At 53.4% G+C, this 22,722-nt stretch carries 23 protein-coding genes and 1 other annotated feature; of the genes, 2 read left to right on the plus strand and 21 right to left on the minus strand.

The features are described 5' to 3' along the window. From hisB to GX364_01980, 3 genes are all read right to left on the minus strand, one after another. Entirely contained in the window at positions 1 to 588 is a 588-nt protein-coding gene (gene hisB / locus GX364_01970; GenBank protein NLI69621.1) for an imidazoleglycerol-phosphate dehydratase HisB, read from the minus strand. Continuing rightward, a complete protein-coding gene (gene hisD / locus GX364_01975) occupies positions 566 to 1,864 on the minus strand; it encodes a histidinol dehydrogenase (GenBank protein NLI69622.1) in 1,299 nt (432 codons plus the stop codon). Before hisD ends, hisB begins: the two co-directional genes overlap by 23 nt. A 185-nt stretch (positions 1,865 to 2,049) precedes the next feature. After that, positions 2,050 to 2,322 carry a YkuS family protein gene (locus GX364_01980; protein NLI69623.1) on the minus strand — a complete coding sequence of 91 codons (273 nt, stop codon included), beginning with the start codon at positions 2,320 to 2,322 and terminating at the stop codon, positions 2,050 to 2,052. Positions 2,323 to 2,627: 305 nt separating this feature from the next. Here GX364_01980 and GX364_01985 point away from each other — a divergent pair, with 305 nt between their 5' ends. Then, positions 2,628 to 3,038 carry a hypothetical protein gene (locus GX364_01985; protein ID NLI69624.1) on the plus strand — a complete coding sequence of 137 codons (411 nt, stop codon included), beginning with the start codon at positions 2,628 to 2,630 and terminating at the stop codon, positions 3,036 to 3,038. A gap of 91 nt (positions 3,039 to 3,129) precedes the next feature. On the opposite strand, the gene aroA is transcribed toward GX364_01985, so the two are convergent. The 17 genes from aroA to GX364_02070 form a co-directional block, all read right to left on the minus strand. Beyond that, on the minus strand, positions 3,130 to 4,419 hold the full coding sequence (gene aroA / locus GX364_01990) for a 3-phosphoshikimate 1-carboxyvinyltransferase (GenBank protein ID NLI69625.1): 1,290 nt from the start codon (positions 4,417 to 4,419) through the stop codon (positions 3,130 to 3,132). An 18-nt stretch (positions 4,420 to 4,437) separates the two neighbouring features. Next, entirely contained in the window at positions 4,438 to 5,553 is a 1,116-nt protein-coding gene (locus GX364_01995) for a prephenate dehydrogenase (protein NLI69626.1), read from the minus strand. Further along, positions 5,525 to 6,553 carry a 3-deoxy-7-phosphoheptulonate synthase gene (gene aroF / locus GX364_02000; protein NLI69627.1) on the minus strand — a complete coding sequence of 343 codons (1,029 nt, stop codon included), beginning with the start codon at positions 6,551 to 6,553 and terminating at the stop codon, positions 5,525 to 5,527. The genes GX364_01995 and aroF overlap by 29 nt, the downstream gene beginning before the upstream one ends. 49 nt (positions 6,554 to 6,602) lie before the next feature. Beyond that, positions 6,603 to 6,860: a binding site (T-box leader), on the minus strand. 152 nt (positions 6,861 to 7,012) lie between these two features. After that, on the minus strand, positions 7,013 to 8,269 hold the full coding sequence (gene dapG, locus GX364_02005) for an aspartate kinase (protein NLI69628.1): 1,257 nt from the start codon (positions 8,267 to 8,269) through the stop codon (positions 7,013 to 7,015). Positions 8,270 to 8,295: 26 nt separating this feature from the next. Continuing rightward, positions 8,296 to 9,315: an aspartate-semialdehyde dehydrogenase gene (gene asd, locus GX364_02010; GenBank protein NLI69629.1), complete on the minus strand. Its 1,020-nt coding sequence runs from the start codon at positions 9,313 to 9,315 to the stop codon at positions 8,296 to 8,298. Between the two features lie 124 nt (positions 9,316 to 9,439). Beyond that, a complete protein-coding gene (gene dapF, locus GX364_02015) occupies positions 9,440 to 10,255 on the minus strand; it encodes a diaminopimelate epimerase (protein NLI69630.1) in 816 nt (271 codons plus the stop codon). Further along, positions 10,252 to 11,601: a diaminopimelate decarboxylase gene (gene lysA, locus GX364_02020; protein NLI69631.1), complete on the minus strand. Its 1,350-nt coding sequence runs from the start codon at positions 11,599 to 11,601 to the stop codon at positions 10,252 to 10,254. Before lysA ends, dapF begins: the two co-directional genes overlap by 4 nt. After that, on the minus strand, positions 11,571 to 11,801 hold the full coding sequence (locus tag GX364_02025; protein ID NLI69632.1) for a hypothetical protein: 231 nt from the start codon (positions 11,799 to 11,801) through the stop codon (positions 11,571 to 11,573). The genes lysA and GX364_02025 overlap by 31 nt, the downstream gene beginning before the upstream one ends. 268 nt (positions 11,802 to 12,069) lie before the next feature. Next, entirely contained in the window at positions 12,070 to 12,516 is a 447-nt protein-coding gene (locus GX364_02030) for a SoxR reducing system RseC family protein (GenBank protein NLI69633.1), read from the minus strand. A gap of 250 nt (positions 12,517 to 12,766) precedes the next feature. Beyond that, the gene (locus tag GX364_02035; protein ID NLI69634.1) at positions 12,767 to 13,615 is read right to left on the minus strand and encodes a heterodisulfide reductase subunit F; all 849 of its coding nucleotides are present in this window, start codon (positions 13,613 to 13,615) and stop codon (positions 12,767 to 12,769) included. After that, a complete protein-coding gene (locus GX364_02040; GenBank protein NLI69635.1) occupies positions 13,612 to 14,649 on the minus strand; it encodes a 4Fe-4S binding protein in 1,038 nt (345 codons plus the stop codon). Before GX364_02040 ends, GX364_02035 begins: the two co-directional genes overlap by 4 nt. 12 nt (positions 14,650 to 14,661) lie before the next feature. After that, positions 14,662 to 15,645: a coenzyme F420 hydrogenase gene (locus GX364_02045; protein NLI69636.1), complete on the minus strand. Its 984-nt coding sequence runs from the start codon at positions 15,643 to 15,645 to the stop codon at positions 14,662 to 14,664. 13 nt (positions 15,646 to 15,658) lie between these two features. Then, positions 15,659 to 16,090: a hydrogenase iron-sulfur subunit gene (locus GX364_02050; protein NLI69637.1), complete on the minus strand. Its 432-nt coding sequence runs from the start codon at positions 16,088 to 16,090 to the stop codon at positions 15,659 to 15,661. Then, the gene (locus GX364_02055) at positions 16,087 to 18,084 is read right to left on the minus strand and encodes a CoB--CoM heterodisulfide reductase iron-sulfur subunit A family protein (GenBank protein NLI69638.1); all 1,998 of its coding nucleotides are present in this window, start codon (positions 18,082 to 18,084) and stop codon (positions 16,087 to 16,089) included. The genes GX364_02050 and GX364_02055 overlap by 4 nt, the downstream gene beginning before the upstream one ends. A gap of 59 nt (positions 18,085 to 18,143) precedes the next feature. Beyond that, positions 18,144 to 19,121: an electron transfer flavoprotein subunit alpha/FixB family protein gene (locus GX364_02060; GenBank protein ID NLI69639.1), complete on the minus strand. Its 978-nt coding sequence runs from the start codon at positions 19,119 to 19,121 to the stop codon at positions 18,144 to 18,146. Position 19,122: 1 nt separating this feature from the next. After that, on the minus strand, positions 19,123 to 19,911 hold the full coding sequence (locus tag GX364_02065) for an electron transfer flavoprotein subunit beta/FixA family protein (protein NLI69640.1): 789 nt from the start codon (positions 19,909 to 19,911) through the stop codon (positions 19,123 to 19,125). A 32-nt stretch (positions 19,912 to 19,943) separates the two neighbouring features. After that, entirely contained in the window at positions 19,944 to 21,071 is a 1,128-nt protein-coding gene (locus GX364_02070; protein ID NLI69641.1) for a (Fe-S)-binding protein, read from the minus strand. Positions 21,072 to 21,481: 410 nt separating this feature from the next. Here GX364_02070 and GX364_02075 point away from each other — a divergent pair, with 410 nt between their 5' ends. Next, a complete protein-coding gene (locus tag GX364_02075) occupies positions 21,482 to 21,661 on the plus strand; it encodes an aspartyl-phosphate phosphatase Spo0E family protein (protein NLI69642.1) in 180 nt (59 codons plus the stop codon). 16 nt (positions 21,662 to 21,677) lie between these two features. Here GX364_02075 and selD read toward each other — a convergent pair whose 3' ends face one another. Then, complete coding sequence (selD, locus tag GX364_02080; protein NLI69643.1) at positions 21,678 to 22,721, minus strand: selenide, water dikinase SelD; 1,044 nt, start codon at positions 22,719 to 22,721, stop codon at positions 21,678 to 21,680. Position 22,722: the final 1 nt, after the last annotated feature.

The raw sequence follows: 22,722 nt of genomic DNA on the forward strand, positions 1-22,722 counted from the left end.
TTACAAAACTCCCTTGGTAGAAAGCACCCCATCCAACCCTTCTCTTCCCGATGATGCTTGATGCATGGCCCTGCCAGCGCCTTTGAAGAGAGCCTCCACCGCATGGTGGCGGTTGGAACCATCCAGCAATTTGATGTGAAAATTCATGCGCGCCTCGTTGGTCACCGCACGCCAGAATTCTTCGATCAATTCCAGATCCAGTTGCCCGATCATCCCCGGTACGAGAGGCATTTCATAATTCAGATACGGACGACCGGAAAAATCAACGGCAACGAGGACCAGTGCGTCATCCATGGGCAGGATTGCTGACCCGTAGCGGCTGATACCTTCCTTCTTTCCGAGTGCCTCGTTCAGTGCCATCCCCAGGCAGAGCCCGATGTCCTCGACGAGGTGATGAGGTTCAACCTCCAGGTCGCCGTCAGCCTTTATCTCCAGATCAAAAAACCCATGGCGGGCCCACAGTTCCAGCATATGTTCCAGAAAAGGTATGCCCGTGTCCAGGCGTGATTCCCCCTTGCCATCCAGGTTCAAACCGAGGGTAATACACGTCTCCTTCGTTTCTCTTTCAATCCTGGCTTTCCTGTTCATCACTTCTCCCCCTTATTTTGATTGATCGGGCATGGGCATCGAATCCCTCCGCCCCGGCCAGCTCCTGAATGGCGGTAGATACCTTTCCCAGCGCCCCTTTCTCGTAGGAGACGACCTGCGTGTATCTCATGAAATCGTCCACTCCCAGCGGCGAGGAAAAACGTGCCGAACCGCCGGTGGGCAGGACATGATTGACCCCGGCCCAGTAATCCCCGAGGGGTTCGGGCGAATACGGCCCCAGGAAAACGGTACCCGCATTTCTAACCTCCTCGATATATTTCCATGGTTGTGGAAGAAGTATCTCCAGGTGTTCCGGAGCAATCAAATTTACAATTTCCCAGGCTTCCCCGAGGTTGCCGACCAGAACCAGCCCCCCCTGTTTTTCCAGGGAAACAGAAGCTACATCACGGCGGGGCAAATCGGCCAACTGTCTGTCCAGTTCCTTCCCTACCCTGTCAATCAGTTCCGCGCTGTCCGTGACCAGGTAGGAACGTGATAGCGGGCCATGTTCGGCCTGGGAAAGCAGATCGGCGGCGATATAATCGGCCCGGGCAGTGGAATCGGCGACGATCATGATTTCACTCGGGCCGGCGAGCATGTCGATGCCGACATCCCCGGCAACCTCCCTTTTGGCCAATGTGACGTAGATGTTTCCCGGCCCCACGATCTTGTCCACCGCCGGAATGGATTCGGTACCGTACGCCAACGCCGCCACAGCCTGTGCACCGCCGATTTTGAAGATTGTTCCTGCCCCGGCCTCCCGTGCAGCAAAAATAACGGCGGGGCTTATTTTCCCGTCGGGTGCAGGTGGCGTGCAGACATTGATCTCTTCAACACCGGCCACGTGAGCCGGAACCACCGTCATCAGGACAGATGAAGGATATGAAGCCGTTCCGCCGGGAACATAGGCCCCCACCCTCTTCAGCGGACGATAAACCTGGCCGATACGTATGCCATCACCCTCTGACCAGATGGATGCGGGTATCTGCCGACGATGGTAGTCCTCGATGTTTTTCAAAGCTTCACGGATGCTGTCCTTCAATATGGAAGAAACCTCGCCAACCGCCGCATTCTCTTCGTCAGCGGTAAGTGCCAGACCGGTGATCACCGCACCATCGAAGAGTGAAGTATATTCAAAAAGCGCCCGATCACCTTTTTCCTGCACCGCTCTTATTATCTTGCGCACATCATCAATTTCGCGGTCATGATCCATCCACAATCCGGGCCGGGCATGTTTTTCTTTGAATCGGGAAAAACTGAAAACCCTCGGGGACAACGGGAACTCTCCTCTCCTTGAAAACCCTCTTCTTACACGATGAATTCTACATGTTATTTGTTAAACTGTCAATTATCAGCATTGTGTGAACAAGTTCCATAACGGGGGCTTCCGGGGAAGACAAACGCTTCAAGAACACCCCGTCAAAAACCCGCCCCCGACCGTAAAATCGCCCCCGATCACTTTCAATCCGGCATTGGCCCCAGCCTGACATGGAGTTCATCAAGGATCTCCTCCGGGCTCTTGCCGGCTGCATCTATGATCGGTGCACCTCCAAACAGCCGGTGAACGCCCATCAGATTCCTGTCGATGCCGGTAAGAATGATGGCGTCATAATCATCCATACCTACCCCGCTGAGCTCCTCTTCATTTTCGATGTTGAAGACGTCATACCCTTCATAATTCAACAATCTCTTGACCGGTGAAAGTGCATCACTTACTGCAATCTTCTTTGCCATCCCGTCTGCCCCCCTTTTATTGTGCCAATCTGGCCGGTTGTAATATTTTGTCTTTATCCATGGACTTTATGTATTGAATCCGGCCGCCCGGTAACCGCGGCAGACTTCCGACATGCCGGCAGGCAGCTCTTGCTATTTTTTTCATTGTTGTCTTTTTTTCTTTCTGCTATATTGAGAAAAGAAAGAAAGGATTTCCGGAGGAGGGGAATACCATATCGAACAGGATAATTTTTGCCGTCGCCATAACCCTGCTGGCCATTGTCCTGGCCCTCGGGGGCTGTGCCGCGGAGGAAACGGAAGATGCGGTGCCGGAAGAGAATCAGCAGGGTGCCGGAAGGTCTGAACAAGTGCATGCCCATGCCGCCGACCATGAACTGATTGCCGTCTACAACCTTCCCGCGGGAACCTGTACCCTGGAATTGGGCCCTCTCCGGGAAGCCCCTTCCCTTACCCTTCTTTTCCTGAAAGAGATACCGGGCCGGAGAGCAGAGCAGGACCGCCTCGCCCGGCATCTCATGGGGCGCAAATCCATCAAGGTGGAGAAAGGTGATAGTTTCAGGGTAAGGGATCGGGGACTCTACGAGCTCGCCGCGGAACCCCGTAAAACGAAATTCTTCCTCGATGTGGCGAAAGAGGGCCGCTACATCATCTATGCCGAACATGATGTTTCCATCAAGATCATGGATGGGAAAACCGCAGTCAAAAAAGAGAGATGAAGGAATGGCTGACAGTGGCATCCAGAAACAGCTGGAGCCGTTCCCGCTGATGGGGCGGCTCCATTCTACTATCATCGGAACACCTTGATTTTCAGGTCAGCCGGGCCAGGTCACGGGCAAAGGAAGGGTATGAAACCCGGATACAACCCGGTTCCCTGATCAGCGTCTGCCCCGTTGCCCGAAGGCCAGCTATGGCCAGGGCCATGGCCAGGCGGTGATCCCCGTGGCTCTCACAGAGACAGCCGTGCAGGGGAACTCCCCCCTCGATGATCAGGCCATCCGGCCTCTCCTCGATCCGTGCCCCCATCCTGCCGAATTCCCGCACCAGGGAAGCAATACGGTCGGATTCTTTCACTCTCAGCTCGGCGGCACCCCTGATCACCGTCATCCCCCTGGCGGCCAGGGCCGCCACTGCCAGAGCGGGTATTTCATCGATCAACCGGGGAATGATCTCTCCTTCCACGGTCACCCCGGTGAGCGTACCTTCCCCCCTGATACGGATATCGCCAACTTCTTCATTGCCATGAACACGCCTGTTCAGTATCGTTGGCCGTGCTCCCATCCGCTGCAAGATGTCGATGACGCCCGTACGGGTAGGGTTGATGCCCACGCCGCGGACAAAAACTTCCGACCCCGGTATGACCGCCGCCGCAACCATGAAATATGCCGCCGAGGAGATATCACCGGGGATGTCTATGCGGCACCCTTCGAGGCTCGCCGGCCCCCTTACAGCCCTGATGCTACCCTGACTGCAAACTTCTGCTTTGAAGGTTTTCAACATACGTTCGGTATGGTCACGTGTGGGGGCAGGTTCCCGGACCGAAGTTTGCCCTTCAGCGAAAAGGCCCGCAAGCAGAACCGCAGATTTTACCTGGGCACTGGCCACCGGCAGATCGTAGCTGATCGGCCGTAGATTTCCTCCCGTAATTTTTAAAGGCAGTCCGCCTGCCCGATGGCCCACCGTGGCACCCATCCTGCGGAGGGGCTCGGTCACACGGAGCATGGGGCGGCAGCTCAGGGAATCATCCCCATGAATTTCGGATGTGAACTTCTGTCCGGCCAGCACCCCTGCCAGGAGGCGGACCGTGGTCCCCGAATTCCCTGCATACAGGGGCCGATCCGGTGGTTGCAGGTGCAACCCCCGCCCGGTGAGGTGTATCTGTTCGCCCGCCTGCTCGATCTCGACCCCGAGGGAACGCAGGCAGCTGATCGTGGCCCGGCAATCTTCCGAGCGGAGAAAATTGTATATCATGGTTCTCCCCTCCGCCAGGGAACCGATGATCACGGCACGATGGGATATGGATTTGTCTCCCGGAACGGTCAGTTCCCCGCAAATCTTGCGGGAAGGTCTGACGACAAGAACGTCTTCGGCATCTTTCAACCGTATCTCTCCTTCCGTTCAGCGTCGGTGGACACGATAGCCCCTTTCTTTCAATACGGCCAGGGCCCCATCACGTTGTTCTTTCTGCCGGAAACCGAAACGGATCGAGCCGCCCTCCTCTTCACGCACATGGAGGATCTCGACTTCCGCAATATTGAACCCCGCCCCTCCCACCAGCGATGCTATTCTCCCGATCGTCCCCGGTGTATCCTTGACCAGAACGATGATGTCAAACAGATCGGGAAATATCCCCCTGCTGCGGAAAGGTATCTTGCGCCGGAAACTGCGCGCCCGTTCAAGCGTGGCTGTGATCTTGTCCTCCTGCCCGCCCGTGATCATCCGCCGTACCTCCTCCAGCTCATGAAGGTAACGACCCAGAAAAATGTCGATCGCCTCCCGGTTGGTCGCGAAAATATCGCGCCATATCTCCGGGTTCCCCATTGCTATTCGTGTGGTATCCCTGAACCCCCCGGCGGCCAGCGTCTGCACCATCTCTTCCTTCCCTTCCTCCGCCGCCACCTCCACCAGGGCAACGGCAGCCAGATGGGGCAGGTGGCTGACCAGTGCCACGAGTTGATCATGCTCGGCCGGGGAGATAACCAACGGCTGGGCTCCGATCCCCTCGATCAGGTCGACCATGCGCCCCCATTCTTTTTGAGATTGCCCTTCGTCGGGAGTCAATACGTAGATTGCATTCTCCAGCAAAGCCGGATCGGCTGCCTCGATACCCGATTCCTCGGAACCGGTCATGGGATGCCCGCCAACATATATGACACCCCGGGGAAGGATTCCGCGCAACTCTTCCGCCAGGAACTGTTTGGTGCTACCCAGGTCCGTGACCACCGTTCCGGACGAAAAATGAGCTGTGCAACTTTCCACAAGTTGGCGGCAGAATCTGATCGGAACGGCCAGAACCACCAGCTCCGCTCCCACCACCGCTTCCCGGGGACTGCCAACCGCGCGGTCAACCGCCCCCCTTTCAAGTGCCGTGGTCAGTACTTCCGGATCGCGGTCATACCCGACCACTTCCGTGGCGAGGGTACACTCCCGGATGGCCATGCCCAGGGAACCGCCCATCAGACCCGTTCCCAACAGCGCTATCCGTTCAAAAAGTCTGGATCTTTTTCCCGACACAGCTAGCCACCTCTTTCAAACTGTCCATCATGAGCAAAAAATTGTCGAAACTGAGTGACTGGGGCCCGTCGGAAAGCGCCTCTTCCGGGCACGGATGAACCTCGATGATCAGCCCGTCAGCTCCGGCGGCGATTGCCGCCTTGCTCATCGCCGGCACCAGCTGCCAGCGGCCGGTTCCATGGCTCGGATCGGCGATCACCGGAAGGTGGCTGAGTTCCTTGACAACGGGGATAGCACTGATATCGAGGGTATTGCGGGTATATGTTTCAAAGGTACGGATTCCCCGTTCACAGAGGATCACCCTGTGATTGCCCCCGCTGATTATATACTCCGCTGCCATCAGCCACTCCTCGATGGTGGCCGACATCCCCCGTTTCAACAGTACCGGTTTGTCGATACGCCCCAGTTCTTTCAACAGATAGAAGTTCTGCATGTTTCTCGTTCCTACCTGCAATATGTCCACGTAAGCGGCTACCATCCCCACGTTTATGGGGTCGACAATCTCGGAAACTGTCAGCAGGCCGAACCTCTCCGCGACTCTCTTCAGTATCTTCAACCCTTCTTCTTCCATACCCTGAAAACTGTATGGCGAGGTGCGCGGCTTGAAAGCTCCCCCTCTCAAGACCCCCGCCCCTGCTTCTTTCAATATCCGGGCAGTCTCCATCAGCTGTTCTTCCCCCTCGACAGCGCAGGGGCCGGCCATGATGACCAGCTGTTCGGCGCCTATGTTTGCGCCCTTTTTGCCCAGAGGAATGACCGTATCCCGGGGATGAAATTCCCGGCAGGCCAACTTGAATGGTTTGGATATGGGCAGAACCTTCTCCACACCGGGGCTGACCTGCAACTTTTCGAACATCCCTTCGCGTGGCCTTCCCACAACCCCGAGTATGGTCCGGTCTTCACCGGTGGATCTGTGAACGCTGTATCCCATGTCCTCTAGCCGTGCCGATATGTCGGCAATAACTTCGGCCGGAGTTCCGGGCTTCATCACCACAATCATCGTCCTGGGACCTCCTTTTTTGTTTTGAATCAAAAAAGCTTCCGTCCGGTATAAGGACGAAAGCCAGATTTCGCGGTACCACCCTATTTGAGCATAGCCCCACTCGTTCAGAGCATGACGTCATTCTATCTGCCATACCCCCCCCTGTAACGGTAGAGGCATCCGTCGGAGCCTACTGGCGGTCAGACAATCCGCTTTCGGTCCGCACTCCGGGGTGTACTTCACACGCCGCCAATACCGTTTTGCACCACTACCCCGGCTCTCTGCAATTGGACAACGTGCTACTCTTCCCCTTCATTGCTTTCGCAACATCCTGTTCAAAGAAAATTTTACTACAAGCAAAAAAAGATGTCAACACGGTCAAGGCACACGGGGTGGCAAACAACTTGCTTCAATTCATGAGCCAAAGATAGAATAAAGACTGTGTTGACCGCAAGATCTCCTTTTTCGGCAGAGATGCTACTTTACCCTGGCAAAGGGAGTTTTGATCTTGTTTTCTTTCTGCAGTTCAAAATGGTCATGCAGTGTCTTTATGGCCGCAACCAGATCCCTGCCGTTGATCAGGAGACAGATGGAAATATTGGAATCTCCTGTCTGCAAGATTTGAATGTTTTGCTGCCGAAGAGCCTTGACAATTCTGGCCATCACCCCGGGTATGTTACGCATCCCCGCCCCGACCACCGATATCTTGGCGCACTCTTTCTTGAGGGAATAATGAAGGTTCAGTTTTTTCAGTATTCTTTCCGTCCGCCCGATCATCTCCCCATCCACCGAAAAAACCTTCAGGAGGGGGAATACGCCGATGAGATCGATACTGATCCCCGCTTCCCCGAGTTTTTCGAACATTTCCAGTTCCAGATCGGCATCGGAAGCAGTAAAATCAACCATGAATTGTGCCAGGCCGGGGATATGGGCAATGCCGGTAATGATCTGTTTCGGGTCTACGCCATAATTCTTCCCCATGCCGCTCCCAGTACCCGTGATGATCGTCCCGGAACCTCCATCACCCAGGTTCCTCACCGCGATGGTGACATTGTTCTTCATGGCCACCTCGATGGCTGCGGGATGAATAACCCTTGCTCCCTCGTAAGCCAGCTGGGTGACCTCGTTGTAGCTCAATCTGCTGATAAAGCGAGCATCCTTGAAAACATTTGGATCGGCCGTGGCAATACCGCTGACATCGGTAAAAATATCCACACGATCTGCATCCAATGCTGCCCCGAGAATAACGGCAGTGGTGTCACTGCCGCCCCGGCCCATCGTATTTATCTCCCCCTCGGAGGTAGCCCCCTGAAAACCGGCTACTACCGGAACCTCACCTTTTTCCAGACAGTGAAGCAGATAATCTGTACGACAATCAATGACCTGGGCCTGACTGTAAACTCCATCGGTTACCAGGCCGGCCTGCTGGCCGTTCATCACGCGGGAAGGAATTCCATGCTTCCAGAGGGTGGCCACCAGAACCCCGGCGGAGATGATCTCCCCGCAGGACATCATCAGGTCCAGTTCCCGCAGGGGAACATCCGCGCATATGTTTTCCAGCAACACCTTCAACGTATCGGTCGCGTAAGGATCCCCGGCCCGGCCCATCGCCGAAACCACGGCCACCACCCGGTGTCCTTCCCCGGCAGTTTCCTTGATCCGTTCAACCACCTTCTCCCGCAACTCCGGCGTGGCAACGGATGTACCGCCAAATTTCTGTACAGCAATCTTCACCTGTCTTCCCTCCCCGGGATTCCGGACTAGAGCATCAGTTCCGCAATCTGGACAGAATTTGTTGCCGCCCCCTTGCGCAGGTTGTCAGCGACCACCCATACATTCAACCCATGCCTGACCGAACGGTCCCTTCTTATTCTTCCCACGAAGGTCTCATCACGATCAGCAACCTCCAGCGGCATCGGATAGATCAGGTTTTCCGGATCATCGGAGACGATAATTCCTGCCGCGTTGTTCAAGATGTCACGGGCTCTTTCCGGAGAAAGTTCCCGTGCAAATTCGATGTTGATCGATTCCGAATGGCCGACAAAAACAGGTACCCTGACCGTCGTGGCAGTGACGGGCAAATCGGGCAGCCCCATGATCTTGCGCGTCTCATATATCATCTTCAGTTCTTCCTTTGTATAGCCATCCTCGTCGAAAACGTCTATCTGTGGAACCAGGCTGAAAGCCAGCTGATAATTCCTTGCCGCCCCCCGGTACGGCACATACTCGGCCTTTACCTCGCCCCCTTCAAGGTAGGAACTGCTCTGCAATTCCAACTCACCCATGGCCTCTCTTCCGGCACCGGAGATAGCCTGGTATGTTGAAACCACCACTCTTTTTATCTCCGCTTCCCGGTGCAACGGTTGAAGAACAACCACCATCTGGATGGTCGAACAGTTGGGATTGGCAATGATACCCCGGTGATCTTTGACCGCCTCCGGATTCACTTCCGGAATTACCAGCGGTACATCATCGGACATACGGAATGCACTGCTGTTATCAATCACAAGTGTCCCGCGTTTTACTGCCTCGGGAACCAACTTCTTGCTTGTATCCCCTCCGGCACTGAAAAAAGCAAAGTCCACCCCTTCAAAAGCCCGGGGACATGCCTCCTCCACCTGGTATTCCCGGCTACCAACTTCAATTTTTCGGCCGGCAGAACGGGATGATGCCAGCAACTTCAAACCCTTGTAAGGAAAGCGCCTCTCCTCAAGAATCTGCAAGATCTTCTGTCCCACCATACCCGTGGCACCCACCACGGCAACGTTGTACCTGGTCATCCGGTCGACCCCCCCTATCTATTATCATATTGATGAACCAAAGCCGGGGTTCATATTTTGCCTTGGCACCGGCACGATATGTGCCCGGCCTGCTTCCCCCCGGGCAGTTCTTCCATTCAAACGATCATATTTCTCCGGTAAAAACTTCCCGGGCCGTCCCTTCCAGGAATGCCTCGCTGCCCGGTTCCCATTGTACGCGCAAAGTGCCGCCGGGCACAACCACATCCACGGGGCCAGGCAGACGCTCCAGTTCGTCCCTCAGCATCCCGGCCACGACTGCTGCACAGGCCGCACTTCCACAGGAGAAAGTTTTACCCATCCCTCTTTCCCAGGGATAGACCATCAATTTTCTCGGATTTATTACTTTGACAAATCCCACATTGGCCCCTCGAGGAAAAAACTCGTGCTTTTCCAGATAAGGGGCTGTTGCATGGGGTACAGCCTCATCTTCTTCCAGAAAAATAATGATATGCGGGGTGCCAAAACCCACCGCCGCAAACTTGAAAGTTCTCGTTCCCACCCTGATTGTATCGCTCAAAATTGCCCTGCGTGCACCCGCAACGGGCACCAGATCGCTACGCAATTCCGGTTCACCCATATTGATCCTGGCCAGATCATCCGCAAGAGCTATCGCCTTCTTCAACCCTCCTTTGGTTTCCAGCACCATGCCTTTTTCATAGTTGCAACGGGCATCAATATAACGACAGGTACAGAGCAAAGCATCACCGCTCATCTCCGCTTCACTCCCGTCCCGATTGAAGATACGCAGGCGGTAATCTCCCTGATCGGAAGGCTGGATCACCAACAACCCATCCGCACCTATGGAAAAACGGCGACGGCATAGATCGCATGCCAGGGAACCCGGGGATTCAAAATTCCCTTCCGGATCTTCCATGACGATAAAATCTTTCCCCAACGTCTGCATCTTGGTAAATTTCATTCTGCCGGCCCCCCGTTCTTCCGATGGTTCTGCTTGAAATGCGGGGGCAAGATGTCAAGGGCAACTATATCCTCGTAGGACTCGCGTTTCACGACCAGTTTGGGCTGCCCCCCCTGGACAAAAACCACGGCGGGGCGGGGATTGCGATTGTAACCGCTGTACATTGAAAAATGGTAAGCCCCGGTGCTGAAAACGGCCAGAATATCACCCCTCCGGGGACGGGCCACCTTCAGATCCCTGATCAGGATGTCCGCGGACTCGCAGGCCTTGCCTGCAATGGTCACGGTACTGTCAAGGGGAGCACGGACACGATCTGCAATGATACCCTCGTAGACTGTATCGTAAAGAACAGCCCTCAGACTATCCATCATCCCGCCATCGACAGCCACGTAAGTCCGCACCCCGGGGATTATTTTGATATTACCTACCGTATACAGAGTCAGCCCGGCCTCTCCAACGATGGATCGCCCCGGCTCGACCATCAGTCGGGGCAGGGGAAGCCCCTTTTCCACGCACCCTTCCTTTATGGCCCCGGTCAACACTGTGATGTAATCGTTGACCTCTACCGAACTATCCCCTGAAGTATAACGTATTGCCAGACCGCCACCTAGATTCAACTCCTCCATTTCCATACCGGCTGTACGGAGCTCATCAATGAAAGTGATCATCTTGCCTGCCGTCAAGCGAAAAGGTTCTCGAAAATTGTATATCTGTGAACCGATATGGCAGTGCAGCCCTTTCAGCTCTGTATGCGGGAAGGATGAAGCCATCCGTGCAGCCGCAAGGGCCTCCCCGTCATCGATACCCAGCCCGAACTTGGAATCAGTCTGGCCGGTCTGGATGAAGCTGTGTGTATGCGCGGTAATCCCCGGTTTGATCCGTAACAGTATCCTTGCTTTTCGCCCCCGTGCGCCGGCAATACTGTTCAAAAGCTCAAGTTCTGCAGCGCTGTCGACCACAACGCGCCCCACGCCTGAATCCAGGGCCATGGCCAGTTCGTCAGGCGACTTGTTGTTCCCGTGAAAATAGACGCGATCCATGGGAAAATTGGCAGCAATGGCCGTATGGAGTTCACCCCCGGAAACAACATCCAGGCCGAGACCCTCCTCGGCAATCAAGCTACACATCGCCATGGCAAGAAACGCTTTTCCCGCATAAATTACCTCTCCGTGAGGGTAACATTTTTCCAGGGCATGAAGGTACTCCCTGCACCTTCGCCTGATCTGCCCCTCATTGTAGACAAAAAGAGGCGTCCCGTAGTTGTGAGCCAGTTCTACAAGGTCACAACCTTCCATCTCCAGATGCCCTTTATCATTTACGCCCAACCATTCCAGAAATAATACCATTCCTGTTTCCCTTTCTTCGCCAGGCAAATAAAAACGGCTAACCTGTCATGCGCTAGCCGGGAGACACAGATTACCCCTTTTACCTTGACGAGATAGCGCACCACCACAAAATCCGGGTAAACCTTGCGGTGACAGTTCGTCAGCTCTTTGCAGACGACCCAGCATCCGATCCACAGGGAGGATGGATACTTCGGCGGCAACCCCTTTCCTTCGGTTCATCGGGCCCCTTCTTAACCCTCCGCAGAAATACTCTTGGCAACCGCGCCTCTACCCCATCCCCGGTGAGATGAGGTATGCTTTATTATTTTTTTCTTCATGACATTTTACCATGACCTTCGGGCAAAGACAATACAGCCATGTGCCCATTGCCAGCACATTGTATGTCATCATCCATTCCGGAAGCCTTCACTGATGGAACAATGGTGACAACCGACTACAGGTACAGGTTGCCCCTGTAAATCGAAACAGTCAGCTTTCTTCCTCATCAGCCAATGCTGTTATCACCGGCCTGTACCGAGGGTTGTCCTTGACCCTTCTGTCCCAGATCCTGATGCCCCCGAAGGTCATTGCAGCCAGGCTCAGCCCCGAAACAGCCGCAATCAAAACATGATCACCCTTGAAACCTACTGCCGCCGCCAGGGAGAACCCCGCCCAGATTCCCGCAAGAAGAACGATAACGGGTACGAGATAAAAAACAAAAGAGAATAACAGCAGCTTGCCATCATCAACTTCGATCTTGACCGTCTGTCCGGGCAGTGCATCGATGGGGTTGTCCACTTCAACATGTGAGTCCATGGTGTCCGGTCCACCCAACAACCCCCCGCATCGGCCGCATCCTTCACAGGCCACATGGCGCCTCATCAGCACAACAGCCCTGTTTCCACGTTTTTCGATTACCTTTCCGAAACGTTCCACCCTGTCCCCCCTTCCAGCAGTCATCCCTATTTTACCACACCGCCCCCCGATTATAATAAAAAGGAAAAAAGGGCCGGGTTGTTGCAAGTTTGAAAGGGCCCTTGCCCGGAACATCGTTCAGCCAGCACCGCAACAATTGGCTGACAGCAAGTTTCCCATGAAAAGAACCGACAGCATGGAGGTTAAAATGGAGAAGGCCTGTTCCGGTAACAGGCCTTCTCTTCTTTTTCTTTACCATCCGAACCGGCCTTCAAGCCGAAGCTTCGGGAACTCCTTTGAGCACCGCGTAACTGAATACCGGTCCATCCTTGCAAACATAGAGGGGGCCCGCATTGCAACGGCCACATTTGCCTATGCCACACTTCATCCTGTTTTCAAGAGTCGTATAGATCTGCTCATCGGCAAAACCCAATTTTTTCAGATTCTCGATAACAAAACGAATCATGATCGGCGGACCGCAGGTGATGGCAATGGTGTTCTCCGGAGAGGGAGCCACCTCCATCAGCAAGTTGGGAACAAATCCGACATAATGAGGCCATCCTTCTTCTTCCACGTCCACCGACAGGTGGCAACAGATTCCATCCTGTTTGGCCAGGTTTTCAAACTCGGATTTGAAACAGAGGTCGCCCGACGTTCGTGATCCGTAAATCGTGGTCAACCCCTCGTAATCACCGATATTGGCCTTCACATGCTCTACTATGGGGCGTAACGGCGCCTGGCCGATACCCCCTCCGATAGTGACAATATTTTTACCTTTCCAGTCCTCGACCGGAAAACTATTACCGTATGGTCCCCTGACCATCATCTTGTCACCCGGCTCCAATTGATGAAGTGCCCGGGTAACTTTGCCCATGCGCATCACTGAAAACCGCAGAAATTTCCCTTCCGTGGGCGAACAGGATATCGATATCATGCTCTCTCCCACACCAAGGACTCCGATCATTGCACACTGCCCCGGCCGATGTTCCCAACTATCTTTTATCTTCTCATCATCGAAGACCACTTTCAGGGTTTTTATGCAACGATCACCGTACGTCTCGTGCCAGGCTTCCTCAACGGTAGCAATATGGGGTATATAAGGATTAGCGTTGTTTTTCATAGCGCCTCCTTTACCTTTGAAAGAATGTCCAGTATATCTATATTGGCCGGGCAGTACTCTATACACCGGCCACATCCAACACAGGCTGTTTTCCCGAACTTGCTTACGTAGTAGTAATACTTGTGATTGATCCGGTTGCGCGTTCGTTCGCGGGTCGTCGGGCGTGGATTGTGACCGGATGTATGAAGGGTATATTCTGCAAACATGCAGGAATCCCACATCCGGCAACGGCGGCCTTCTTCCATTTCCACTTCATCCTGGATGTCGAAGCAGTGACAGGTTGGACAGAGGAAAGTGCAAGTTCCACAGCTGATACAAGCGTTGGAAATGTCCTTCCACAATTGGTCCTCCCACAATTCCGGCAACCCCTCGGCAATGCCTTCGATTTCAATGGAGCGTCCTATCTTCTCCTCCGCCGCCCTGGTCAGAGCATCTGCAGCGCTCCTGTCTTCGGCGGTTGCATCGCTCAGCAAATCACCGTTCGAACCGAGGATTTCCTTGCCCTTTTCCGAAATTTCCCGGAGCAAATACCGATCGCCGAGGTCTACCATCAGAACATCCAGCCCCTCGGTCGAGGCCGGGCCACCCCCCACGGATGTGCAGAAACAGTTCACGCAGGGTTCGTTGCAGGCCAACCCGATCAGCAATGTCTGGTTTCTTTTATCCTGATAGTACCCATCATCGTAATCCCAGGAAAAGAGGCTGTCCACGATGGACATGGCCCGGGCATCACATGGGCGGATTCCCAGTACCACCATTTCCTGTACCCCTTCGGGGACAGTTACTTCCTGCTGGCCCAGCTCGAAACTGAACATCGTCTCTGTTTGCGGAAAGACCACGCTTTTGGGAGGTACCGTGGTGTTGTGCCTCTTTGCTCCTTCGAAGGGAGGCGCCAATGTTGGTTGTGCTTCCCCTTCAGCATAGGGAACAAACTTCACTGCATCCTCGCTGTCAACCAGCCACACCTTCCTGGAGGAAGCCATCTTCTCCACAAATTCAGACCACTTATCTTTTTTCAAAATCTTATCAGACATATTCACCCACCTCTAGAGAACAAAGTCTTCCTGATCATCAGGATGAAAACTGGCCTGAAACGGCTTTCCTTCCACATCCAACCCTGGTTCATAATCAAATTGGTTCCGCACTTCCTGAGCCAGTTTACGGTTAAGTTTACCCAGCGGCAATCCGGCGGGGCAAACTCTTTCACATTCGCCGCAATCCACACAGCGGCCGACCAGATGAAAGGCACGGGCCAGATTGAAAATGGTGTTTTCACTGTAATTTGCCGCCCGGTTGATCCACGTCGGATTCAACCGATCAAGGACACAATCCTCGCAGTAACACATCGGACACACGTTGCGGCAAGAGTAACAGCGGATACAGCGGGAAAATTCTTTTTCCCAGTATGCCCACCGCTCTTCAAGAGACATATCTTCGATCTCTTTTACTTCCGGCGACTCCCCGTTACCGCCTGGTTGCACCTCGCTACCAAGACTGATATCGGCTATTACCGGATTTGGATGCCGGCATATCAGGCAGTTGTCCGCCAACACCTCTTCCCGTGCCACCTCTTTCTCCCCATCAGGGAATTTGAATACGATCTTGTCATCTTTCCATGCCGCCTCGACAGAATCCAGAGTTTCAGGATACTTTTCTCGTACTTTTTTTAAATCAACGACGCCCCGGCAGGGGCATCCGATTACAACCACCCGCTCCCTTTCTATCCCTTTTTCCACCAGCAATTGGACCACAGCGCGGCTGTCGCACCCTTTGACCAGCAATGCAACCTTTCGCTCATCTGGCTGCTGGCCGCGCGGGACCGGCAACTTTTCGGCATAAGTGAGATAGCTGGCCAGGTTTGATACACACAACGGAGAAAAAATCAGTTTTTCCGTTTCTTCGGGCTTTTCAATAACACAGGGTGAAACCCGGTAACCGAAAGTCCCCTTCTGCCAGCCTAGCAAATGCTTCACATCGTCGCGTGAAACCACTTCTGCAGCGGTACTGCGAAGTTTTTCCAGATCTACCAAGCGCTCCTCCCCCCTACCAATTGATCTTGTTACGTCGAAACTGTTCAAATGGTCCCAGTTCGCGAGTATCTTCTACAATTTTTTCCACGACTTCCTTCCATTTGGTGGGCTCCGAAGCAGAAACCCAGCTCATCTGGAAACGACGGGGGTCGATACCCACAAACTCCATCATCTCTTTTAACAGTCCCATCCTGCGGCGGGCATACATATTGCCCTCCATGTAGTGACAGTCACCCGGGTGGCATCCGGAAACAAGCACGCCGTCAGCCCCCTGCTGAAGCGCATTCAGGACAAAGAGCGGGTTGACCCTTCCCGAGCACATCACACGTATTACCTTGATATTGCAAGGATACTTCACCCGGCTGGTCCCAGCAAGATCAGCCCCGGCATAGGAACACCAGTTGCACAGAAAAGCAACTATGTTTGGTTCAAAATTCTCCGTCATTCTCCAACCCCCAATGCAGCAATTTGCGGTAATATCTGGCAATCCATAAACGACCGCGACTGGATTGATCCAGACAGACATCCGGCCACACAGGCGCCGCATCCCTTGCAGAGTGCCTCGTTGACCCTGGCCACGTTGACCGTACGGCCCATGCGATTGATTTCAACCAACTCGATGGCCGTGTAAGGGCATATCTCTACACAGAATGCACAACCGCGGCAGGTGCTCTCATCCACGCAGCTTACCTGCGCTTCAACCTTCACCTTGCCGGAAGAAAGGGGAATCAGTGCCGAGGCAGCAGCCCCCTTGGCCTGGGCCACCGTGTCCGGTATGTCCTTGGGAGCCTGGCAACAGCCGGCCAGGAAAACCCCGTCCGAGGATGTATCCACCGGGCGCAGTTTGGGGTGCGCCTCCATGAGGAACCTGTCCGCGGATTGAGACAACCTCAACAGATCGATCATCTCCCGTGTATCTTTCCGCGGCTCGAGCCCCACCGAGAGAACGACCAGATCCACCTCATCCTCGAGAGGCGTTGCTGTAAGCGTGTCCTCCACCTTGATGACCATCTTCTCCCCGCGCCGGAAGATCTCCGATGGATTCCCCCGGATGTACCTGACCCCTTCACGGCGAACCCGGTCATAGAACTCCTCGAAACCTTTTCCGAAGGCCCGGACATCCATGTAATAAACCCTTACCCTGGCATCGGGAATCTTCTCTTTTACCAGGTGAGCCTGTTTGGCCGTGTACATGCAACATACCCTTGAACAGTACTCGTTGCCGACACTTGTATCCCGCGATCCCACACACTGGATGAAGGCAATATCCTTGGGTTCCCTGGCATCTTCACCTTCGCCGATCAGGATATTACCACCGGTCGGCCCCGAAGCCGACACCAGGCGCTCCATCTCCAACCCGGTGATCACGTTGGCATTCCCCGTGTAGGCAAACTCCGGCTTGCGGGCAGCATCGAATACATCAAATCCGGTGGCCACGATGATCGCACCGACCTTGAATTCCACAATCTCGTCCGTCTGCTCGAAATTGATCGCTTCCGCACGGCAGACCTCCACACATTTGGGCCCCTTGCCGCATTTACCCCTGGTCAGAAACAGGCAGCGTTCGGGATCGATGGTGTAGACGGCCGGCACCGCCTGCGGAAACGGCAGATAGATTGCCGAACGTTTTCCCAGTCCCTCGTTGAACTCATCGGGAATACGATTGGCGATGCGACAGCTTGTAGCACAGTCGCCGCATCCGGTACACTTGCTGAACTCCACATAACGGGCTTTTTTTCTGACTTTAACATCAAAATTCCCCACAAAACCGCCGATTTCCTCAACTTCCGCGTAAGTCATCAGCTCGATGTTCGGGTGGCTGGCCACATCGACCATCTTGGGGGTAAGGATACAGGCCGAGCAGTCCAATGTAGGAAAGGTCTTGTCCAGCTGGGCCATGCGCCCCCCCACCGAGGGTGTCTTCTCGACAAGATAGACCTTGAAGCCCGCATCAGCAATATCCAGTGCCGCCTGGATACCGGCCACCCCTGCACCGATGACCAGCGCAGCCGGTTCGGCATCGACGAATTTTTCCTCCAGGGGTTCGAGCATCCGCGCCTTGGCCACTGCCGAGGCCACAAGTCTTTTAGCTTTCTGTGTAGCTTTCTCCCGATCGGAATGGACCCAGGAACAATGTTCCCGTATGTTGGCCATTTCCAGATAGAAAGGATTGAGGCCCGCTTCCTTGAGTGTCTTCCGGAAAGTGAGTTCGTGCATACGCGGAGAACAGGAAGCCACCACCACCCTGTTTATACCAGATTTGCTGATATCCTCGCGGATCAGCAACTGCCCGGGATCGGAGCACATGTAGGCATAATTTTTGGCGATGACGACGCCGGGAAGCGTCGCCGCAAAATTGGTTACTTCCTCAACATCGACGGTTGCTGAAATATTTATCCCACAATGACAAACATAAACACCCAATTTTGGTTTTTCCATCTCGAATTTTCATCCTCCCACGCAGATTAGCTTTTGATAGTGCTGAACCAGCTTGGGGGCTAAGCACCTTTCATTTCTTTGATTTTTTCGGCCAGTTTTGGAACCACCTTGAACAGATCATCAACAATGGCGTAATCCGCCTCTGCAAAAATCGGCGCATTGGGATCCTTGTTGATAGCCACGATGGTTTTGGCTCCTTTGATTCCGGCCAGATGCTGGAAGGCACCCGAGATTCCCACTGCAATGTAGAGCTTCGGCTTCACCGTTTTACCCGATGTCCCCACCTGGCGATCATGAGGTATCCAGCCCGCGTCGGTCGCCGCACGGGAGCCGCAGATATCTGCCCCGATGCTTTCTGCCAGCTCTTCCATCAGGGGCAAATTCTTGTCTTCACGCACACCACGGCCGATCCCTACCAGCAATTCCGACTGGGTGATATCAACGTCGCCCACTTCAGCTTCCACATACTCGACAAACGTGCGGTAATCAAGATCCTCTTTCAAAGGGGAATCGATTTTCTCAACACTTCCCTTTTTGGAAGGCTCGATCGCTTCAAAAGCGGATTCGCGGATGGTAAACAGATAGGTCTCCGCATCCTTGAAAGAAAATTCTCCGTTTACTTTCCCCTGATAATACTGACGCTCGGCAATCGGTTTGCCTTCTTCAATTTTCAAAGCCACCAGATCGGTAAGAAAGGGAAGCCCCTTCTCCACAGCCAGCGCGGGTGCAAAATCCACGCCCTGAGCGGTATGCCCGACCATCACGATAAAAGGCTTGTATTCATCAATCAGGGCTGAAACGATTTTCTGGTATTTATCACCGTTGAAATCTGCCAGCAGGGCATCATCGATACAGAGGACCCTGTCACATGCCCCGGCCAGTTCGGAAGCAAAATCATCCACACCGTGACCCAGCAGCACGGCCACAACTTCTCCCTGGGCATCTGCAGCGACCTGGGATGCCAGATTCAGCATCTCCCAGGAGATATCACGCAATGCCCCCTGCCTGTGCTCCGCCAGTACAAATACATCACCCATCTTATAAATGACCTCCTTTTACGAGAATGGAAGCAAGTTTTTCCGCCTTTTCTTCCGGTTCACCCTCGATAAACTCCGCTGTCGAAACAACTTCCGGAATGTAAAGCTTGTTCAGAACGATCAACGAAGCAGACTCGTTCACCTGATCGGCAGGCATGGACAGATCGTCAAGATTCATTACCTTGAGTTCTTTTTTCTGCGCCTGTCTGATTCCCCTGATCGGGGCATAGCGGGGTTCGTTGATACCCGTCTGTATGGTCAGGACGGCCGGAAGGGCCACTTCCACAACCTCCATCAGCCCACCTTCAAGCTCCCTGCTTGCTTTTACCTTGCCATCAAGGACTTCAACATTTTTGACCATCGCCGCATGTGCCACACCCAGTTCTTCTGCCAGGGCCACCCCCACGGCCATCTGACCGTCATCGTTGGCCATGCAACCGGTGAGAACCAGGTCAAATTCTTGCCCCTTGATCGCTCCGGCAAGGACCTTGGCTATACAGATGGGGTCAAAGCTATTGATCCGGGGATCTTCTATGCGAATGGCACGATCCCCGCCCTTGGCAAGGGCCATACGGATCATGACTTCGGATTTCTGTGGCCCGATGGAAACGACCGTGACCTCTCCTCCCTTGTCTTCCTTGATCAGCACGGATTCCTCGACCGCATAGTTGTCAGCATCGTTGATATCGAATGAAAATCGGCTGGAATCCACTGCCTTTCCGGTTTCGTCTAGTTTGATATCGGCTTCCGACGTATCCGGAACATACTTGATACAAACAAAAGTCTTCACAAAACTCCACCTCCAACTTTCTAGTATTCGATTTACATCACAGTGTCGATAATTTCCATTATTTCCGCTACCCTCATCTCTTCTTCAAGGCCCAATGCCTTGACAGCATCATCCAGAGTGAGTACACAGAAAGGACAGGCTACGGCCACCACCTGTGCCCCCAGTTCTTTCGCATCCTTGATCCTTGTTTCCGCCAGGCGTTCCTCTTTCGATTCCGATTCCACCCACATCTTCCCTCCGCCACCTTCACAGCAGAGGCTGCGTTCCCGGGAACGTTCAAATTCAACAAGTTCCACACCGGGGATGCTTTTCAGAATCATCCTCGGTTCATCAAAAATGAGGCTCTGCTTGCCCAGGAAGCATGGATCATGATAAACGATTCTCTCCTTCAACTCGCCCGAAAAACTCAATTGCTCTTTTTCAATCAATTCGGCCAGAAGCTGTGTATAATGTATAACCTCGTGTTTCAGGCCTTCCATTTTCTTCAAAGCAGTCAGGCAATGGGGCGATAGGGTTACAATTCTTCCGGCGGAGAATTCATTGTATTTCTCCACCGTTTCCTCGGCCATCTCCCAGAAGAGTTCTTCCTCCCCCAGGGCTATGATCTCGCTGCCGCAGCAGGATTCATCCTCGCCCAGAAAGGCATAGTCCACACCCGCTTTGTTGAGCAGCTTGACCATGTTTCTGGCTGTCGCCTGTACACGAGGATCGTAGGCAATCGTGCAGCAGACGAAAAAGAGATTTTCCACCTCCTGATCGGGATCGGCCAGTTTCACGTCCAGCCCATCCATCCAATCGTAACGGAGAGCCTTGGCCTTGTTCCAGGGGTTTCCTTCCAGGTATGTGCTTTCCAGAGCATCCCTGACAGTCGGCTGAACCTTCCCACTCTCTACCAGAAGATTGCGCAGGCCGAACAGAACCTCCACCGGTTTCAACCCCTTCGGGCATCTTACCGCGCAGGTATGACATCCGGTACAGTCCCATACTTCGACAAGGTGGGCAAGTTCATCCAGAAGGTCCTCGTTGTAAGCGTCATATACAAATCGACGTGGATTCAGATTTGTTCTGACTGTAACCGGGCAACCCCCGGTACACTTCCCGCACTGGATACAACCAAGTAAATCAAATTTTTCTGTAAAAGAAATGTTTTCAACGCTCATCTTCATACCCCGCATAGAGATATATTTTGTTTGCCTCTAGTAAACCGGTTTCGATATAGATTTTCTACGTTTGAAATTCCAGAAGCAAAAGACCGGACAGCCTTGATTCACCTCCTTTTCAACCCATGATTATTCCAATTATGAACGGAATATAACAAACATCGATTATGCTTGCCCTGACCCGGTTGGAAATGTTTTCCTGCCGGGATTTGACACGATTGCATAATTCATTTTCTACTCTTTCGACATTAATTTGAATAAATCCTGCTAAGTATATAGAAATTAAAGAAATATAAAACAAATTAGAAGATAATGTATTTGCGCGAAATATTTTTTTCAAAAAAAGAGGATATTTCCATTTTATGTCGAAATCAACCAACCGACCCAAAAATCGGGAGGATAAAATGACGATGAAACATGAATTCAGTAATGCGCAGAAGACCAAACATCTTCAGGCAAAAATTGAAGGGCTACGCACCAAAATGTACAACACCAGTTTTATCCATGGATGCCCTCTCGATAGCAAGACCATCCGGGCCAGCAAGAATCTGGATAAAGCTATCAACGAGTACATGAAAATAAAACAGTGATTCAAAGGCCACGGATCTATTTTTCCACAACGAGCAAACTGCCTGAATAATCAAGGACTTCTCCGACTGTATAACAGCCAAGGCCTGCTCCGGTCATGGCATCTGTCAACCCCGGCAGCCGTGCAGGTGGTACGGACATAAGAAGCCCTCCGGATGTCTGCGGGTCAGCCATGAGCATCAACTTGCTGTCATCATCTACCATTATTTCCATTCTGGGCCGGTAAAAATCCAGGTTGCGGTAGGTACCGCCGGGAACAAAACCTTTTTCGAATAGCTCCTCCGTCCGGGGGTAAAGAGGCAGTGAACCCTGCCTGAGTTTGATGGAAACACGGCTTGATTCGGCCATCTCCGCTGCATGCCCCAGCAGTCCGAAACCGGTAACATCCGTACAGGCGGAAACCCCGGACTGCTTCATGATCCGCGCAGCTCCATCATTCAACGCGGACATCCCGTCAAGAGCCTCTGCCACCTCCTCTTCCCTGACTGCCCCCCCTTTCAGGGCAGTGGTAATGATGCCGGTCCCTATGGGCTTGCTGAGTACCAGAACTTCTCCCGGCCGGGCTCCCGAAATGGTGACGAGTTCGCGTGGGTCTACCAGGCCCGTGACAGCCAGCCCGTATTTGGGTTCATCATCCTCGATGCTATGCCCTCCAACCACGACCGCTCCGGCTTCCTGGATTTTCACATGGCCGCCATGAAGAATATCTTTCAAAATATTACTTTTCAATTTTTGGCAAGGGAAAGAAACTATATTCAAAGCAGTAAGGGGTGTTCCGCCAACCGCGTAGATATCTCCCAGGGCGTTTGCCGCCGCGATCAAACCAAACAGGTAGGGATCGTCCACCACCGGGGTAAAATAATCGACCGATTGTACCAGGGCGGTATCCTCTGCAATTTGAAATATTCCCGCGTCGGAGTTTTTTTCCTCACGGTTCAAGAAACGCCGATCCTCCGGCAGGGGCAATTGACGCAGAACCTGCGCCAGGGTCTCCGGACCTATCTTGGCTGCTCACCCGGCGCTACGTGCCAACGAGGTCAACCTCATTTTTTTCTCCGACATC

This window comes from Bacillota bacterium (genome assembly GCA_012518215.1).
In the GTDB taxonomy this organism is placed as follows: Bacteria; Bacillota; Dethiobacteria; order DTU022; family PWGO01; genus JAAYSV01.

What these genes read in the sequence shown, in the direction of transcription:
- hisB (NLI69621.1), bottom strand. Translation starts at nt 588, where the DNA reads ATGAACAGGAAAGCCAGGATTGAAAGAGAAACGAAGGAGACGTGTATT.
- GX364_01980 (NLI69623.1), bottom strand. Translation starts at nt 2,322, where the DNA reads ATGGCAAAGAAGATTGCAGTAAGTGATGCACTTTCACCGGTCAAGAGA.
- aroF (NLI69627.1), bottom strand. Translation starts at nt 6,553, where the DNA reads ATGATTGTGGTGATGAAGCCCGGAACTCCGGCCGAAGTTATTGCCGAC.
- asd (NLI69629.1), bottom strand. Translation starts at nt 9,315, where the DNA reads ATGACCAGGTACAACGTTGCCGTGGTGGGTGCCACGGGTATGGTGGGA.
- dapF (NLI69630.1), bottom strand. Translation starts at nt 10,255, where the DNA reads ATGAAATTTACCAAGATGCAGACGTTGGGGAAAGATTTTATCGTCATG.
- lysA (NLI69631.1), bottom strand. Translation starts at nt 11,601, where the DNA reads ATGGTATTATTTCTGGAATGGTTGGGCGTAAATGATAAAGGGCATCTG.
- GX364_02035 (NLI69634.1), bottom strand. Translation starts at nt 13,615, where the DNA reads ATGAAAAACAACGCTAATCCTTATATACCCCATATTGCTACCGTTGAG.
- GX364_02040 (NLI69635.1), bottom strand. Translation starts at nt 14,649, where the DNA reads ATGTCTGATAAGATTTTGAAAAAAGATAAGTGGTCTGAATTTGTGGAG.
- GX364_02050 (NLI69637.1), bottom strand. Translation starts at nt 16,090, where the DNA reads ATGACGGAGAATTTTGAACCAAACATAGTTGCTTTTCTGTGCAACTGG.
- GX364_02055 (NLI69638.1), bottom strand. Translation starts at nt 18,084, where the DNA reads ATGGAAAAACCAAAATTGGGTGTTTATGTTTGTCATTGTGGGATAAAT.
- GX364_02060 (NLI69639.1), bottom strand. Translation starts at nt 19,121, where the DNA reads ATGGGTGATGTATTTGTACTGGCGGAGCACAGGCAGGGGGCATTGCGT.
- GX364_02070 (NLI69641.1), bottom strand. Translation starts at nt 21,071, where the DNA reads ATGAGCGTTGAAAACATTTCTTTTACAGAAAAATTTGATTTACTTGGT.
- GX364_02075 (NLI69642.1), top strand. Translation starts at nt 21,482, where the DNA reads ATGAAACATGAATTCAGTAATGCGCAGAAGACCAAACATCTTCAGGCA.